Annotated in this window: 14 protein-coding genes, 1 tRNA gene, 1 other RNA gene and 1 pseudogene; 7 read left to right on the top strand and 10 right to left on the bottom strand. The window is 64.0% G+C overall.

Features of this window, described 5'->3' with window-relative positions; translation table 11 throughout:
* Position 1: 1 nt before the first annotated feature.
* Together HPY67_03470 and HPY67_03465 are read right to left on the bottom strand one after the other, a co-directional pair.
* Positions 2-1033 carry a TRAP transporter substrate-binding protein gene (locus HPY67_03470; GenBank protein NPV03772.1) on the bottom strand — a complete coding sequence of 344 codons (1032 nt, stop codon included), beginning with the start codon at positions 1031-1033 and terminating at the stop codon, positions 2-4.
* 429 nt (positions 1034-1462) lie between these two features.
* A pseudogene (locus HPY67_03465) lies at positions 1463-1642 on the bottom strand (hypothetical protein).
* Positions 1643-1848: 206 nt separating this feature from the next.
* On the opposite strand from HPY67_03465, the gene hisI reads away from it, so the two are divergent.
* The 7 genes from hisI (at position 1849) to ppsA (ending at position 8468) form a co-directional block, all read left to right on the top strand.
* Positions 1849-2223: a phosphoribosyl-AMP cyclohydrolase gene (gene hisI, locus HPY67_03460; protein NPV03771.1), complete on the top strand. Its 375-nt coding sequence runs from the start codon at positions 1849-1851 to the stop codon at positions 2221-2223.
* Positions 2220-3092: an ATP phosphoribosyltransferase gene (locus HPY67_03455; GenBank protein ID NPV03770.1), complete on the top strand. Its 873-nt coding sequence runs from the start codon at positions 2220-2222 to the stop codon at positions 3090-3092. The genes hisI and HPY67_03455 overlap by 4 nt, the downstream gene beginning before the upstream one ends.
* 192 nt (positions 3093-3284) lie before the next feature.
* On the top strand, positions 3285-3872 hold the full coding sequence (hisB, locus tag HPY67_03450) for an imidazoleglycerol-phosphate dehydratase HisB (GenBank protein ID NPV03769.1): 588 nt from the start codon (positions 3285-3287) through the stop codon (positions 3870-3872).
* Positions 3873-3959: 87 nt separating this feature from the next.
* Positions 3960-4649 carry a hypothetical protein gene (locus HPY67_03445; protein NPV03768.1) on the top strand — a complete coding sequence of 230 codons (690 nt, stop codon included), beginning with the start codon at positions 3960-3962 and terminating at the stop codon, positions 4647-4649.
* A gap of 119 nt (positions 4650-4768) precedes the next feature.
* Positions 4769-5515, top strand: a complete 747-nt coding sequence (gene hisA / locus HPY67_03440) for a 1-(5-phosphoribosyl)-5-[(5-phosphoribosylamino)methylideneamino]imidazole-4-carboxamide isomerase (protein NPV03767.1) — start codon at positions 4769-4771, stop codon at positions 5513-5515.
* Between the two features lie 94 nt (positions 5516-5609).
* Entirely contained in the window at positions 5610-5954 is a 345-nt protein-coding gene (locus HPY67_03435) for a histidine triad nucleotide-binding protein (GenBank protein NPV03766.1), read from the top strand.
* 105 nt (positions 5955-6059) lie between these two features.
* Complete coding sequence (ppsA, locus tag HPY67_03430) at positions 6060-8468, top strand: phosphoenolpyruvate synthase (protein NPV03765.1); 2409 nt, start codon at positions 6060-6062, stop codon at positions 8466-8468.
* Between the two features lie 109 nt (positions 8469-8577).
* On the opposite strand, the gene HPY67_03425 is transcribed toward ppsA, so the two are convergent.
* From HPY67_03425 to HPY67_03390, 8 genes are all read right to left on the bottom strand, one after another.
* On the bottom strand, positions 8578-10137 hold the full coding sequence (locus tag HPY67_03425) for a SpoIID/LytB domain-containing protein (protein NPV03764.1): 1560 nt from the start codon (positions 10135-10137) through the stop codon (positions 8578-8580).
* 92 nt (positions 10138-10229) lie between these two features.
* An RNA gene (gene rnpB, locus HPY67_03420) (RNase P RNA component class A) lies at positions 10230-10603 on the bottom strand.
* A 68-nt stretch (positions 10604-10671) separates the two neighbouring features.
* Entirely contained in the window at positions 10672-11097 is a 426-nt protein-coding gene (locus HPY67_03415) for a ribonuclease HI family protein (protein ID NPV03763.1), read from the bottom strand.
* A complete protein-coding gene (locus HPY67_03410) occupies positions 11087-11806 on the bottom strand; it encodes a hypothetical protein (protein ID NPV03762.1) in 720 nt (239 codons plus the stop codon). Before HPY67_03410 ends, HPY67_03415 begins: the two co-directional genes overlap by 11 nt.
* Positions 11807-12015: 209 nt before the next feature.
* A tRNA-Ile gene (locus HPY67_03405) sits at positions 12016-12091 on the bottom strand.
* Positions 12092-12153: 62 nt separating this feature from the next.
* Positions 12154-13917 carry an RNA polymerase sigma factor RpoD gene (gene rpoD / locus HPY67_03400; protein NPV03761.1) on the bottom strand — a complete coding sequence of 588 codons (1764 nt, stop codon included), beginning with the start codon at positions 13915-13917 and terminating at the stop codon, positions 12154-12156.
* Between the two features lie 22 nt (positions 13918-13939).
* Entirely contained in the window at positions 13940-15715 is a 1776-nt protein-coding gene (locus tag HPY67_03395) for a DNA primase (protein NPV03760.1), read from the bottom strand.
* A gap of 135 nt (positions 15716-15850) precedes the next feature.
* On the bottom strand, positions 15851-16297 hold the full coding sequence (locus tag HPY67_03390) for a GatB/YqeY domain-containing protein (protein ID NPV03759.1): 447 nt from the start codon (positions 16295-16297) through the stop codon (positions 15851-15853).
* Between the last annotated feature and the right edge of the window lie 172 nt (positions 16298-16469).

Genomic DNA, 16469 nt, shown 5'->3' with positions numbered 1-16469 from the left:
ACTACTTGTAGAGCTTGCGGTGTTTTGCGATGAGGGCTTCGGCTTCCTTGACCGACTTGCGGCCCGGGATGCCCTTGCTTTCGGCCTCCTTGACGTACTCGTCGATCGTCGGCCGCACCGCCTTCTTCCAGCGGGCGCTCTCCTGGGCCGAAAGGGGGATGATCTGATTGCCCAGGCTCTGGGTGAAGGCACGCCCCTCCTTGTCCGCGTCGTCCCAGGCCCTGCCGTGCACGTCGACCCACTCGCGGCTCACGTCCTCGAGGGCCTTGCGGACATCGGAGGGCAGGGTGTTCCACTTCTTGAGGTTCATGACGACGAAGAAGGCCGTCGTGTACCCCACGTCGTGGCAGTCCGTGGTGGATTTGATCACCTCGCCCTGTTTCCAGCCCTTGAGCACCTCGATGGGGCCGATCGTCCCGTCGACAATGCCCTTGCTGAGCGCCTCGTAGGTCTCACCCTGCGGCATGGCCACGGGGAGGGCTCCCAGGGCGGTGACGACCTTGGCGCTGAAGCCCGTGGAGCGGATCTTCATCCCCTTGAGGTCTTCCAGCGTCCTGACGGGTTTCTTCGTGTGCAGCAGCCCCGGTCCGTGGGCGTGCAGGTAGAGCACCTTGACGTTCTCCAGCGCCTTGGGCTTCATGGTATGATAGAAGTCGTTGGCCACCCGGGTGGCCACCCGCCCGTTCGGGTACCCGAGGGGGAGATCCAGGACCTCCATGGCCGGGAAGCGGCCCCGCGTGTAGGCGAAGGCCGACATGCAGATGTCGGAAATCCCTTTCAGGACGCCGTCGTAGCACTGGTCGGCCGGCGTCAGGGTCCCGCCCGCGAAGAGGGAGATCTTGACCTGGCCGCCGCTTCGTTTCTCAACCTCCTTTGCCCAGGCCTCGGCCGCCTTCGCCTGCGCGTGCGTCGGGGGGAAGAAGATGCTGTAGGTCAGGCTCGTGGCGGCCTCGGCGGCCGTCCACGAAACGAGAGTGACCGCAGCCGCAAGCAGCAGGATGATGGATCGTGTCCCTGTCGTCGTCTTTTGCATGGCCCTGTCCTCCTTGGGATGATGCGAAGTCCGTTTCGGTCAACTGCGGACCCCGGTGTCAGCCCGAAACAGATAGCGATGGGGCTGATGTCGATTGAAAACGGGTCCTTCGAATGCGCGGGGTGTTCCGGAAAGCCTGCATGCCCACCCGGAAGGGTGAACTGCAGGCATCAATACATGTAGGGGTACTGAAGCAGGATGGCGGGTACGGCTGGGTTTCTGGAAAAGGGGATACGCATGACGCTTTCCGCCCCGGTTTTTTTCACAGGCTTATTCCGATAGGGGATTTCGATTCCCCTGTCAAGGTCTTTTTCGCCGGCCTTACTTGGTTTCCTTGAGCTTTTCCAGCTCTTCCCGGTACCTGTCGGCCTCGGCCTTCGCCCGCTCCAGCTCCGCACGGGCCCTGTTGAGCTCCTCTTTCTCCTTCTCCTGGGTCTCCCGGATCTTGTCCTTGAGCTCGTCGAGACCGACGTAGACGGCCAGCGCACCCCCCAGGATGAGCAGGATCGGCACGGCCCCCATCAGAAGCGTCAGGAAGTGCTTGTACCAGAAGATCAGCAGGACGAGGCCCAGCAGGACCGACATGCCGCCGCCGATGAGGACTGACATCGCTCTCCACCTCCAGATGAGGGCTGTTGACCGGGGCCGCAGCCCGGAGAAAGAACGGCAAGTCTTCTAACACAAAAACGGCGTGCAGGCAAGGCGAAAAGAAAAAGTTCTTGATAAAATCGGCCGCTTTATCTACCATTTGCGCTTCCACGCGGCCGGGACGGGATGCCCGGCGCATGGGAAATAACGGGACGGAACGAGTCATCATGGTGCAGCCCGATTTCAAGAAGGCCGGCGGCCTCGTGCCCGCCGTCGTCCAGGACTTCGAGACCAAGGAGGTCCTCATGCTCGCCTACATGAACGAGCGTTCATGGGAGCACACCCTGCAGACGGGGAAGGCCACCTACTGGAGCCGCTCGCGCGGCGAGCTCTGGGTCAAGGGCGAGACGTCCGGACACGTGCAGCTCGTGCGGGAGATCCGGATCGACTGCGACAACGACACGATCCTCCTGATGGTGGACCAGGTCGGCAAGGCGGCCTGCCACACGGGATACCGGTCCTGCTTCTACCGGAGGGTCTCCGGCGGCGCAGAGGAGATCGTCGGCGAGCGCATCTTCAACCCGAAGGATGTCTACAAATGAAAAAGCTGAAGCTGGGAATCCCGAAGGGGAGCCTCGAGTCCAACACGGTGGACCTGTTCAAGAGGGCCGGCTGGCGGATCAGCTACGACAGCCGCAGCTATTTCCCGGACATCGACGACGAAGAGATCTCCTGCGCCCTCGTGCGGGCCCAGGAGATGTCCAAGTACATCGAGGCGGGAACCCTCGACCTGGGCCTCACGGGCCACGACTGGGTGATCGAGAACGAATCGGACGTGGTCGTCGTCGAGGACCTCGTCTACTCGAAGGTGCTGGCGAAGCCCGCCCGCTGGGTCCTCGTCGTACGCGAGGATTCGCCGGTCAAAACGGTCGAGGATTTGCAAGGCAAGAAGATCTCGACGGAGCTCGTCAACTTCACGAAGCGCTGGTTCCGCGAGCGGAACATCGACGTCAAGGTCGAGTTTTCCTGGGGCGCCACCGAGGCGAAGGTGGTCGAGGGGCTCGTCGACGCGATCGTGGAGGTCACCGAGACGGGCAGCACGATCAAGGCCAACCGCCTGCGGATCGTGCACGAGCTGATGCGGACCAACACGCAGCTGCTGGCGAACAAGGAGGCCTGGGAAGACCCCTGGAAGCGCCGCAAGATCGAGCAGATCCGGACGATGCTCAAGGGGTCGCTGCTCGGCATGGGCAAGGTGGTCATCAAGATGAACGTCGCCAAGGAGAACTTGGGGCGCGTGATCCTGCTTCTGCCGTCCCTCAAGGCGCCCACCATCTCGAACCTCTACAACGAGGAGTGGTTCGCCGTCGAGACGGTCGTGGACAGCAACATCATCCGGGACCTCATCCCCCTGCTGCAGGAGGCGGGGGCCGAGGGGATCATCGAGTATGCCCTGAATAAAGTGGTGTGACCGGGGCGCATCCCGCGAGCAAGAGAAGGTAAGAAGGTGAGGGGGTGAGAACGTTGGACAAGCCCAAGGCCAAGTGTTTACGTGATCACTGCTCCAACCTTCTCACCTTCATACCCTCTCACCCTCTGACGGAGAGGACACCGTATGCGGGTTGAGCCCATGCAATAAAGGATCGCGACGGGGGGAGAAGAGATGGCACGGAAGGCCAGGATCGAGAGGAAGACGGCGGAGACGGATATCCGGGTCCTCCTGGATCTCGACGGGACGGGCAAGGGGAGAATCGACACGACGATCCCGTTCCTGGACCACATGCTGACCCTGACGGCCCGTCACGGCCTCTTCGACCTGACGGTCAAGGGCAGCGGCGACACGGACGTCGACGATCACCACCTGGTGGAGGACATCGGGATCTGCCTGGGCAAGGCCTTCAAGGAGGCGCTCGCCGCGAAGGAGGGGGTCAACCGCTACGGCTCCGCCACGGTCCCCATGGACGAGAGCCTCGCCGCGGTGCACCTCGACGTCTCCGGCCGCTCCTATCTCGTCTACGACGCGGAGTTTGGCTCCCGCAAAATCAAGACGTTCGACCTTGCGCTCATCCGGGAGTTCTTCACGGCCTTCGCCGGCGCGAGCGGAATGACCTTGCACGTCAAGGTCATGTATGGTAAGAACAGTCACCACATGGCAGAGGCGATGTTCAAGGCCTTCGCCCGAGCCTTGCGCGAGGCGGTCGAACGGAATGCGCGGATCCGCGGGGTCCTCTCCACGAAGGGGACTCTCTGACTCCCGGGCGTTTCAGCGAGAGCCGTCTTTTTTCGTTCTTCTGTTTCCCAGTCCTTCACCATTCCCGGTTCACCCGGCGGGGGGAGCGTGAAACCCTTACCGAAAGCCTCTGCGGCAGCCCTGACCATCCTCTGTGCCGCCCTGCTTGTCTTGGCCGGGTGCGCCTCGAGTCCGCCCGTTCAAACGGTCCAGGCCGGCAAGGAGCCTTTTGCCCCCCGGAGACTGGCCGCCGTGTCCTTCGAAAAGCTCACGTCGAGCGACGCCAGCCGGATGGCGCGCTGCCCGGTTTGCGGAACCGTCTTCCGCACCTGCGACATGGCCCAGAATGCCGATCTGCAGGTCCAGGAGCTGTTCCTCGGACGGCTGGCGCAGTCCGGCGGGTTTTCCGTCATCCCCCCCTACCAGAGCGACGCCGTCCACCAGAAAGTGAGGCGCGAGCACCCGAGGGCGTCGGTTGCACAGCAGCTCCAGATGACCGGGAAGGCCCTCGAGGTCGACGGGGTCCTGATCGGCTACGTGTCCTGCTTCAGCGAGCGGGTGGGCTACAGGTTTTCCGCCGAGCGGCCGGCGTCGGTGACCTTCGGGGTCTACCTCATCCGGTCGAGCGACGGGGAGCTGGCATGGGGGAACATCTTCGACAAGACGCAGCAGTCGCTGTTCGAGAATCTCTTTCAGGCCTCCATGTTTTTCCGGAGGGGCATGCAGTGGGTGACAGTGGCCGAGCTGGCCGAGGAAGGGGTCGACGAGATCCTGAAAACCTTTCCCGGGTATCGGTAAGCGGCCCGGCTGACCGACAGGAATGGCCGGACCGGCGCCCCTCCCGGGGAGGAGCCGGAAACCGGCTTTTTTTATTGTGATGGATCAAAACCGGGCCACCGGTTTCGGAGCCTTGATCCTTGATTGTCATTCCAGCCATCGACATCCGGGGCGGCAGGTGCGTCCGGCTTCTCCAGGGCGACTTCCAGCGGGAGACCGTCTACAGCGGGGACCCCGTGGAGGTGGCCCGGCGGTGGGCCGCGAAGGGCGCCGAGCGCATCCACGTCGTCGATCTCGACGGCTCGCGCGAGGGCCGTCCCGTCAACGACGCGGTGATCCGGCGGATCCTGTCCGCCGTGGACGTCCCCATCGAGGTGGGCGGCGGCATCCGGGAGTTGGACACCGTTGATTTCTACCTCGGCGTGGGGGTCCGGTGGGTGATCCTCGGCACGGCGGCCCTCAAGAACCGGGACTTCGTCGTCGAGGCCTGCCGGCGTCACCCCGACCGGGTCATCCTGGGGATCGACGCCAGGGAGGGCAAGGTGGCCGTCGAGGGCTGGACGGAGGCCACGGGGGCGGACGTGCTCGAGGTGGCCCGGCAGTACGAGGGGATCGGGCTTGCCGCCCTGGTCTACACGGACATCAGCCGCGACGGGATGGAATCCGGTGTCAACGTTGCCGCCACGGAGCGCCTCGCGCGGCAGGTCGCCATCCCGGTGATCGCGTCCGGGGGGGTGGCGGGGATCGGGGACATCGACCGGCTGATGGCCGCGGCATGCCCCGGCATTCTCGGCGTGATCACGGGCAAGGCCCTCTACACGGGCGCCCTGGACCTGGAGCAGGCGATCGCACGGACGAAGGGAGAGGGGCAGAGGGCAAGACGGTGAGAAGGCTGGAGAACCGGGAGGAACCGGGCCGGGCCGAGGGCCGCGGGGCAGACGGACGCAAAACAACCGTGTTTGAGAGGAAAGAGGGGGAGAGATGAGCGACTGCATTTTCTGCAAGATCGTCAGGGGGGAAATCCCCTGCAGCAAGGTGCTCGAAACGGACAGGATCCTCGCCTTCAACGACATCCACCCGGTGGCGCCGGTGCACGTCCTGATCGTCCCGAAGGAGCATGTCGCGACGCTCAACGACGTCGGGGAGAACCAGGGGGATCTGCTCAGGGACATGGTCCGGGCCGCACAGACCATTGCCCGAGAGAGGGGGATCGCCGAGAAGGGCTACCGGGTCACCGTCAACGTCAATCCCGACGGCGGCCAGCTCATTTTCCACCTGCACATGCACGTCTTCGGCGGGCGAAAGCTCACCGATGCCATGGGCTGAGGGCGGCGGCTTTCCCGTTGACTCGAGGGGACAAACCTGATAGGGGTTTTGCGGCCGCGGGCCGGGTTCACAAGGGGGACATCAACATCTTCGGGGAGGATGGCAATGAATAAAGAGCGACTGATCATCTGGTTTGACGAGCTGCAGCTGAAGGACATACCCGAGGTGGGGGGCAAAAACGCCTCGCTGGGCGAGATGCGGCGCAACCTGCAGAAAAAGGGCGTGAACATCCCCGACGGGTATGCCATCACGGCCCACGCGTACCGTTACCTGATCGAATCGGCGGGCATCTGGGGCAACATCAAGGAGATCCTGCGGGATCTGGACACGCACGACATCCGCAATCTCAGTTCCCGCGGCAAGAAGATCCGCAGTCTCATCTACAACGCGGCATTGCCCCGGGACCTGCAGGAAGAGATCGTCAAGGCCTACCGCAGGCTCTGCGAGGAGTACGGGGAAAACACCGACGTGGCCGTCCGCAGCTCGGCGACGGCCGAGGACCTGCCGGATGCAAGCTTCGCGGGCCAGCAGGAGACCTACCTCAACATCCGGGGCGAGGCGGCCCTCCTGGATGCCTGCAAGCACTGCTTTGCCTCCCTCTTCACGGACCGCGCGATCTCCTACCGGGTGGACAAGGGATTCGATCATGAGTCCGTCTTCCTCTCCATCGGCGTGCAGAAGATGGTCCGCTCCGACATCGGGGCCTCGGGCGTCATCTTCTCGATCGACACCGAGAGCGGCTTCAAGGACGCCGTGCTGATTACGTCGTCCTACGGCCTGGGCGAGACCGTCGTCCAGGGGACGGTCAACCCCGACGAGTTCTACGTCTTCAAGCCGACCCTGAAGCAAGGGTTCCGCCCCATCGTCCAGAAGAAGCTCGGGACGAAGGAGATCAAGATGGTGTACTCCCGGAAGAAGGGCCTCGAGTCGACGGAACTCAAGCCCGTCCCGAGGGCGCAGCGCGACGTCTTCAGCATCAGCGACGACGAGATCATCACCCTGGCCCGGTGGGCCTGCATCATCGAGGACCACTACTCCGCCGAGGCCGGCTACTTCAAGCCCATGGACATCGAGTGGGGCAAGGACGGCGTGACCGGGGAGCTCTTCATCCTCCAGGCCCGGCCCGAGACGGTGCAGTCCCAGAAGGACGCCAATGTCCTGGAGAGCTACGTCCTGCGGGAGCACAAGAAACCGCTGGTGACCGGGACGGCCGTGGGGTCCAAGATCGGCGCGGGCCCCGTCAACGTCATCGAGAGCGTCGCCGACATCAAGAACTTCAAGAAGGGCGAGGTGCTCGTGACGGACATGACGGACCCCGACTGGGAGCCCATCATGAAGATCGCCGCCGCCATCGTGACCAACAAGGGCGGACGGACCTGCCACGCGGCCATCGTGAGCCGCGAGCTCGGCGTCCCCTGCATCGTCGGCACCGGGAAGGGCACCGAGGCCCTGCGGAAGTCCAAAGAGGCGACCGTGTCCTGCGCCGAGGGGGAGATCGGCAACGTCTACGACGGCATCCTCAAGTACGACGTGCAGCGCGTCAACCTCGAGAACCTGCAGAGGCCGCGCACGCAGATCATGATGAACGTGGGCAACCCGGAAAACGCATTCGACATCGCCGCCATTCCCAACGACGGTGTCGGCCTGGCCCGTCTCGAGTTCATCATCAACCAGTACGTCCGCATCCACCCCATGGCGCTGGTGCAGTTCGAGAAGGTGAAGGACCGGAAGGTCCGCAAGGAGATCGAGCTGCTGACGCGCGGGTACGAGAACCGGACGGACTTCTTCGTCGACAAGCTGGCGCAGGGCATCGCGAAGATCGCCGCGGCCTTCTACCCGAAGGACGTCATCACCCGCATGAGCGACTTCAAGAGCAACGAGTACGCGAACCTCATCGGGGGCAAGTACTTCGAACCCTCGGAGGAGAACCCCATGATCGGATGGCGGGGCGCCTCGCGGTATTACGACGACAAGTACCGCGACGGCTTCGCCCTGGAGTGCCAGGCGATCAAGAAGGTCCGCAACGAGATGGGCCTGAAAAACGTCAAGCCCATGATCCCCTTCTGCCGGACCGTGGAGGAGGGCAAGCGGGTCATCGAGGTCATGCGCAACAACGGCATCGTCCAGGGGGAGGACGGCCTCGAGATCTACATGATGGTCGAGATCCCCAGCAACGTGATCCTCGTGGAGGAGTTCGCGAAGATCTTCGACGGCTTCTCCATCGGCTCCAACGACCTGACCCAGCTGACCCTCGGCCTCGACCGCGACTCGGCCCAGGTGGCCCACATCTTCGACGAGCGCAACGAGGCCGTGCTTGCCCTGGTGCGGGACGTCATCACGAAGGCACGGAAGCTGGGCAAGAAGATCGGCATCTGCGGCCAGGCGCCCAGCGACTACCCCGAGTTCGCCCGGTTCATCGTCGAGTGCGGGATCGACAGCATGTCGCTCAACGCCGACACGGTGATCAAGACGACCCTCGACATCATCGAGACGGAGAAGAACCTGGGGAAATAAGGAAGCTGCGAAGTTTTGAAGTTGGGAAGTTGAGAAACAGAAAAGGGGTGAAGATTGGCTCAGGGGCTAAGGATTTCCAAGCTTCATAGCTTCTGAGCTTCTCAACTTCTTATTGCAGATCAAGTCCCCGGTAATAATGGAGGAGGATCTCCCGGTAGGGGGATCCTCCTTCTGCCATCATGCGGGCGCCCCACTGGCTCAGCCCCACCCCGTGGCCGGAGCCCCGTCCCTCGAAACGGACCCCACCGCCCGCCGCCTCCATCTTGAAAAGCGTGCTCTTGACGGCGGCCGGGTCCGTCATCGTGCGGAACTGGTTGCCGCTGAGAACCGTCACGCCCGAGGCGTGCTCGATTCTCACCTTCGTCACGCGGCCCGAGGGGCTGGTTGCGGCGGGCTCGATCCCGCGGATCTCGCCCACCCTGACTCCGTTGCGCTGCAGGCCGTCGCGGATCTGCTGATAGCTGAGAAATGCCGCCCACGCCGAGCCGGGGGCCCGGGCGCTGGGCTCGTCGGGGACGGACTGCAGGTAGGGGATGGCGACCCGCCAGACGTGGCGGGCGTCTTCCGTCATCCCGCCGCTGTTGGCGTGATAGTACGTGAGGGCCGGACGCCCGCCGTGGGTCAGGATCCGGCCGCGGGTGGCGTCGACGGCGCGGCGGGCGCGGTCCGACGCCGCTGCGGCCCCCCCGTAGACCTGGGAGGCGGTCGTCGCGCAGATGTCGTATTCGCGGGAGGCGTTGGCCTCCATCTGGTAGCGGGCGAAGGTCCGGGACACGACCGCCTGTGCCTTGAGGGCCTCATCGGGCCACCCCGGCGGCATTTCCCTCGGGACGACGCCGTAGAGGTATTCCTCCAGATCGATGATGTTGTGCGCCGCAAGCCGCCCGTCGCGGGTGACGAAAATCCTCACCGTCCCCCGGTAGGGGGTCCCGTTGACCCGCAGCACGCCGTCCTGCGGGGCCGTGAGGGTGCATTCCGTGACGGGATGGGTTTGCCCGCCGATGGAGAGCCGCCCGCCGTCGACGCGGATTCCCGCCTCCCGGGAGGGGGCCAGCGTGGAGAGAGGCCTGTCGCCGGACGGGTTGCGGACTTCGATGCGCGACGGCGACACGACGCGGATCTCCGCGGCATTGTCCGCGATGAGGACCCGGATCACGTCGCCCCGGTCGCGGCGGGGGGCCTGCACCGGGGGCTTCCGCTCGTGCCCGCCGGGCGGGTGGTCGCTGGCGTCGCGCATGAAAGACGCCACGTCGCGACGGCTGCCGGAGGGGAACTTCGAGAGGTACAGGCTGAAGAGCCGGGAAGCCTCCCGGTAGCGCGCCCGTTCGTATTCGAGCATGGCGGACTCGAAAATGGCGTCGGCCTCGTAGACCGACCCGCGGTATGCCTCGCGGACCCGGCCGTAGAGCTTCAGCGCCTCCTCGGGGTCCCTGAGGAACCTGCCGTGGATCGTCGCGGACATCATCAGGGCCTTGGGCCGGTGCCCGCCCGTTTTCGATTGCTCGAGCGCCTCCTGGTAAGCCGCCAGGGCTTCCAAGTATTCACCCTGGCTGAAATGGGCATCGGCCTCGCGCATCTTTCGCGCGGCCTCATCGGAAGCAGCCACAGGGGCCGGGGTGAACAGGCATGTAAAAAGGAAGAGGGCGACGACGATATGCCTGGGATCCATGCGGCGCAAGACGGCTTCGGAAGGCATGCGGAGGGATCTTTTTTTTGTCTCGTTTCCCAGCTTCCTGTCTTCCTAACTTCTTCTTGTTGTGGTGTCGGAGCAGGCTGTAAGCCGAGTTCTGTTCCCCCCGTCGGTCACCCTCCGGGGGGCGATGATCATTACTCTGGGACGGCAGTTGCCTGCCGCCTCTAGCGACCTACCCGGGAGCTCGGGCGGGCCGCCCTCGAACGCTCCCCTATGCGGTCTTGCTCCGGATGGGGTTTGCCGAGCTTCCCCGGTCACCCGGGGAACTGGTGAGCTCTTACCTCGCCTTTTCACCCTTACCCCTCGACAAGCTCGGGGCGGTATGTTTTCTGTGGCACTTTCCCTGGGGTCGCCCCCGGTCGCCGTTAGCGACCATCCTGCCCTGTGGAGCTCGGACTTTCCTCCGGCCCGGTGAGGGGCCGGCGATCATCCCGCCTGCTCCGACACGCGTCATTTTCCGACGAGCTTCTGAATTTTGCAATGATTATTTGGAGTTGACTTCCGGTTGCCCTAGCTTTCGTTTCTCGCAAGCGCCTCGTCGATGGCTTCGTTGGCCAGCGCGTCGGCCGCGGCGTTCCCGCCGCGGGGGACATGATCGACCTCCCAGGTGTCGAAACGGGCAAGCAGGTTTCTGACCTCAGCCATGAGAGGCTGCAGGGCGGGGTTCTTCACCCGGTAGCGGCCCTGGATCTGGCGGACGAGGAGTTCGGAATCGAGAAGCACGGAAAGCGCGGATGCCCCGTGTTTCAGGGCCTCTTCGAGACCCAGGATGAGGGCCCGGTACTCGGCGATGTTGTTGGTGCAGCGACCGAGGAATCTCTTGGCCTGCGCGACCACCTGCCCGTCGCCGGTCATGAGGACGGCACCGGCGCCGCCCGGGCCGGGATTGCCGCGGCAGGCCCCGTCGGTGAAGAGAAGGAGGGTCTTATTGCCCATTGGCGCTGTCGTCCCAGTAGAGAATCCGGTTGCAGTTCGGGCAGCAGAGGATCTGGTCGGAACGCTGCAGCTCGTTGTAGAGCTGGGGCGGGATGTTCATGTTGCAGCCGCTGCAGGTGCCCCTGCGGGCGGCGACGATGGCGATCCCGTTGCGCCGGGCCTTGATCATCTCGTAGCGGCGCCGCAGGTCGGGCTCCAGGTTCTTGACGAGGTCCTCGAACCGGGCTTTCTGCTCCTGCAGCGCCCCGTCGATGGAGGCCAGCTCCTCGTCGATTTTCCTCCTCTGCGCCTCGTAGTCCGCGCGGATCGCCTCGAATTCCTTCTCGTGGGCCCTGAGCGCGACCTTCCTCTCGTCGATGCGGTCGTAGAGGACGAGGATTTCCTCCTCGATCCGGCCGTTGGCCTGCTCGATCGTCTCGATCTCCGTGAGGATGGCCTGGTATTCCTTGTTGGTCTTGACCTCGAGGAGGCGCTCCCTGGCTTTCCGGAGCCTGTCCTGGCCCGCCTTGAGCTCCGATTCCCGCTCCCGGTGCAGCTTGTTGAGCCCTTCGAGCCCCGCCCGCTCTTCCTCCAGCCGGTCCCTGCCGGCCCGGAAGGTCTGATCGAGCGCCGCCGCCCTGTCGGGCAGGGTCTGCTTCTTCGTGTTCAGGCTCCTGACTTCCTGGTCGATCTTCTGAATGTCAATGAGCAGGCTGATCTGGTCTTTCAATCTCGTTCCCCCGCGTTTACAGAGTTTGCGGCTGCGCATGCAGGGCCGCCGGAATAAAAAAAATGCACCGCGGTGGGTGCATTTTCGAGGCGTATCCCCCTGACGGGCGTCGCTGCGCGTCCCGCGTGCTTCGAAGGGGTCGTGACGGTTCGGTCCAAGGGTGCGCTCCGCTGTCTGCGGGGGCCCGATCGCTCGCGCCCCCGGTGAAATGGTGGGCCCACCTGGGTTCGAACCAGGGACCGACCGGTTATGAGCCGGTGGCTCTGCCAGCTGAGCTATGGGCCCCGCAAAACAAAAAGCCTATTGAAATCGTTTGTCTAAATTCACGCGGCCCATTTGTCAAGTCTTTATTTCGCCGCCGACTTCAATTCCCTGCGGCGCGAGGGGCTCCGCAGGTTTTTGAGGACGTTCTCCTCGATCTGGCGCGCCTTCTCCACGTTGGCGTCGGCGCTTTCGGCGACGGACTCCTCGAGCATCAGGTCCACCCGCTCGCCGATGCCGAACCGCATGCGCAGCACCTTCTCCTCCCTCGGGGTGAGGGTGGAGAGGATCTTGCGGGTCTGTTCCGCCAGGTCCATGCTGATGGCCGCCTCGGAGGGCGACAGGATCTTCTTGTCCTCGATGAAATCGCCCAGGTGACTGTCCTCCTCCTCGCCGATGGGCGTCTCGAGGGAAATGGGCTCCTTGGCGATCTTGAGGACCTTCCGGACCTTCTCGAGGGGGAACTCCATCTTGTCGGCGATCTCCTCGGGCGAGGGCTCACGCCCCAGTTCCTGCACGAGGTAGCGCGACGTGCGGATCAGCTTGTTGATCGTCTCGATCATGTGCACGGGGATCCGGATCGTCCTCGCCTGGTCGGCGATCGCGCGGGTGATGGCCTGCCGGATCCACCAGGTGGCGTAGGTGGAGAACTTGTAGCCCCGCTGGTACTCGAACTTGTCGACGGCCTTCATGAGGCCGATGTTGCCTTCCTGGATGAGGTCGAGGAACTGCAGCCCCCGGTTCGTGTACTTCTTGGCGATGCTCACGACGAGCCGCAGGTTGGCCTCGACGAGCTTGCGCTTGGCGGAGCCCGCCTTCTTTTCGCCGGCCTCGATGGTCTCGACGACCTTCCGGAGGTCCGCCGGGGGCAGCCCCGTCTCGGTCTGGACGCGCTTGAGCGTCTTGCGGGCCTCCTTGAGGCGCTCCTCGTATTCCTTGAGCCGCGCCGCCGAGATCCGAAGCTCCTTCGTGACCTTGCGCTCGTCCTGCTTGCTCCTGCGCATCTGCGCGAAGGTGCTCTCCAGGGACTTCAGGGGCAGCTTCGTCTTCGAGCGGATCAGCCGGATCTCGGCCTCGGCCGCATCGACCTCGGCGAGATAGTCCTTGAGCCGGGCGACCATCCGCTGGATCCGCTTCTTGCTCAGGTTGATCTCCCGGCAGGCCTTCACGATGTTCCGGTCGTTCTTGGCGATCTTGGCCTCGAGGTCCTTGCGGCTGGCCTCGCTGAGGCCCTTCTCCCTCAGCTTCCGGCGGAGGGCGTCGTTGCGGCGGTCGATCTCGGTGATCCGGTCGATGAGCTTGATCACGCGCTCGCTGTGGATCTCCTCCTCGACGAAGCCGTCGTCGTCCTCGATGTTGTCCACGATGCTCTTGACGCGCAGCTCGCCCTGCTTGAGCTCCCGGCCCATCCCGACGATGTCCTTGACCGAGGTCAGCACGCTGAAGACGGCGTCGGTGATCTCGCTCTCGCCCTCCTCGATCTTCTTGGCGATCTCCACCTCCTCGTCGCGGTTCAGCAGCGAGACGAGCCCCATCTCGCGGAGGTACATCTTCACCGGGTCCCCCGTCCGGGCGGTGCCGGGCAGCAGGGCCAGCAGCTCGTCCTCCTCTTCTTCCTTGGCCTCGGCGGCTTCATCGACCGTTTTCTTGAGGATGATCTTCTCCCCCTTGTCCGTGTCGATGATGTCGATGTTCTTCTCCCCGAAGAGCATGATGATCTCGTCGATCTGGTCCGACGACACGATGTCCGAGGGCAGCATCTCGTTGACGTCGTCGTAGGTCAGGAAGCCCTTTTCCTCGCCCAGCGAGATGAGTTTCTTGACCTCGTCGGACTGGATCTCCTTCGACAGCAGGGTCTCCCCCCGTTTCGGCTTATCGCTCACGTTCTTTTTGCTCATGGCGTAATCGTTCCTTTTCATCCAGAAGGCGGTTGCACAGGTCCTGGTCGCCGGCTTCCTGCGCGCGCAGGAGCCTGACCCTCAAGTCCCGCTGCTTTTCTCTGTACCATCGCTGCCGGATCTTGCGCACCGTGTCGTCGAAGAGCCGGTCACGGAGGGCATCGTCCTGCGATTCGGCGGTGATGGCCGTCTCGAGGAGCTTCTCCCTGACCGTCCGGTCAGCCACGCGTTCGATGAGCTCGGCCAGCCGTGCGGGTTGCCCCTTCCGGTGGCTCTCCACGATCGATTCCCCGAGGCCCTTCAGCGGCCCGTTCGTGAAGCAGGCCAGGATGTCGTCCCGCTCGACGTCCCGGACCCTTTCCGGGTTCTCGATCATCAGCCTGACGAGGCAGAGCTCCACGGCGTCGATGGGGCCGGCGGTCATCCGCCGCTCCGGCGGGCTCTCCGGCCGCCGCTGCCCCGCCTCCAGGCGGCTCACCTCCCGGCGGACCAGTCCCTCGTCGACGCCCAGGCGCTCCGCGACGCGCTGCATGAACTGTCCGCGCTCCACGGGATCGGCGATCCCCGCCATGAACGGCAGCGCCGCCTTCCAGGCATCCCTCCGGTCGTCGAGGCCGCGGCCCGTCCCGATCACCTCGTCGATGTAGTAGTCCACGAGGGACCGTGCCCGGCGCATCTCCTCGAGAAATGCGTCCCTGCCGTGGCGTGAGACGAACTCGTCGGGGTCCTTTCCCTCGGGGAGCACCACCGCCCTGGCCTTCAGCCCCCTTTCCAGGAAGAGGGACATGCTGCGCTCCAGGGCGGCCCTGCCGCCCGCATCGGTGTCGAAGGTCACGGCGACGGAGCCGGTATAGCGCCGGATCAGGTCGACCTGCTCCCGCGTCAGGGCCGTGCCGAGCGTGGCGACCACGTTGGAGAGACCGGCATTCCAGAGCGCCAGCAGGTCGAAATAGCCCTCGACGATGATGAGCGTTTCGTCCTTGCGGATGGCATGCTTGGCCCGGGACAGGCCGTAGAGATTCCTCCCCTTGACATACACGGCCGACTCGGGGGAGTTGAGATACTTCGGTTCGCCGTCCCCGATGATCCGGCCCCCGAAGGCGACGACATTGCCGTTGATGTCCTCGATGGGGAACATCAGCCGGCCCCTGAACCGGTCGTACCCGTCGCCGCCGCTGCGGGCCACGAGAAGCCCTGCCTGCTCGGCATGCTCCAGGGGAACCTTTTCCCGCTGCAGGTGATCGCGGAGGCCGCGCCACCCCTCCGGTGCATAGCCGAGCCGGAACGTCTCGACCACGGGCGGCCGTATCCCTCTTTTTTCCAGATACTCCCGGGCCCTGGAGCCTGCGGCCGAACGCAGCGTTCTCTCGTAGAAGAGGGCGGCGACCCGGTTCGCGCGGATCAGGCTCTCCCGGAGGTCGCGTTGAGACTTCTCCTCCGCCGAGAATTCCCGGCTCGGGAGGGTCACGCCGAGCTTCCCGGCGAGGTGGCGCACCGCTTCCGGAAAGGTCATGTTGTTGATCTTCATGAGGAAGGAAAAGGCATTTCCTCCCTCCCCGCAGCCGAAACAGTGGTAAATCTGCTTTTCGGCGTTGACCGTGAACGAGGGGGTCTTCTCCTTGTGAAAGGGGCACAGACCGAGAAAGTTTCGTCCGGCCTTTTTCAAGGTGACATACTCCGAAACCAGATCGACGATGTTGATGCGGTTTCGGATTTCCTCGATCCGATCCTCGGGAATGTGACCCTTCAAGATCCGGTGTCCTTTTTCAAGACCTTTCACCTAATATAAGTGAGATCGGGTACTTGTAAAGGCTCGGCCCGTCTTTTTTTTCGACGCCCCTGGCGTGCGGGCGGGTTGCGGCCGCGCCCCGAACACGCCCGCGGCTCAGCCCGCCAGCTTCGCCTTGACCGTGTCGCTCACCAGCTTGCCGTCCGCCTTGCCCGCCACGCGGGGCATGAGGACTTTCATGACCTTGCCCATGTCCCGGGGGCCCGTCGCACCCGACTCGGCGATGGCCTTGACGACCTCCGCCTCGACCTCCTCGGGCGACATCTGCTGGGGCATGAAGGCCTGGACGACCTTCAGCTCGTACTCCTCCTTCTCGACGAGGTCATGGCGGTTTCCGGTCTTGAACTGCTCGATGGAGTCCCTGCGCTGCTTGACGATGGATGCCAGCACCTGCAGGACTTCCTCTTCCTTCAACTCCCGCTTGGCATCGATTTCCTTGTTGTGAAGCGCCGTCTTGATCATCCGGATCGCACCCAGTTTGATCGAGTCCTTGGCCTTGGCCGCTGCGACCATCTCGCTGTTGATCTTCTCTTTCAGACCCATGGAGTCCTCCGCCTTTCGATTGGTTTCGGTCGGGAACCCGGCGCGGGGACGGGGGAGACCCCGGCCGCGCCGGCCGAAGGTAAGCTGTGATTGAAAATTTTATCTTCTATAGGATAACTGGATAATTTGTCAATGGTTTTTTTGCAAAAAGAAGGGGCCCGGATCGCAGACC

Source organism: Syntrophaceae bacterium (genome assembly GCA_013177795.1).
GTDB lineage: Bacteria > Desulfobacterota > Syntrophia > Syntrophales > UBA2192 > UBA2192.
Note: the sequence above shows the minus strand (reverse complement) of the source record. Positions and strands in the feature narration are given on the sequence as shown.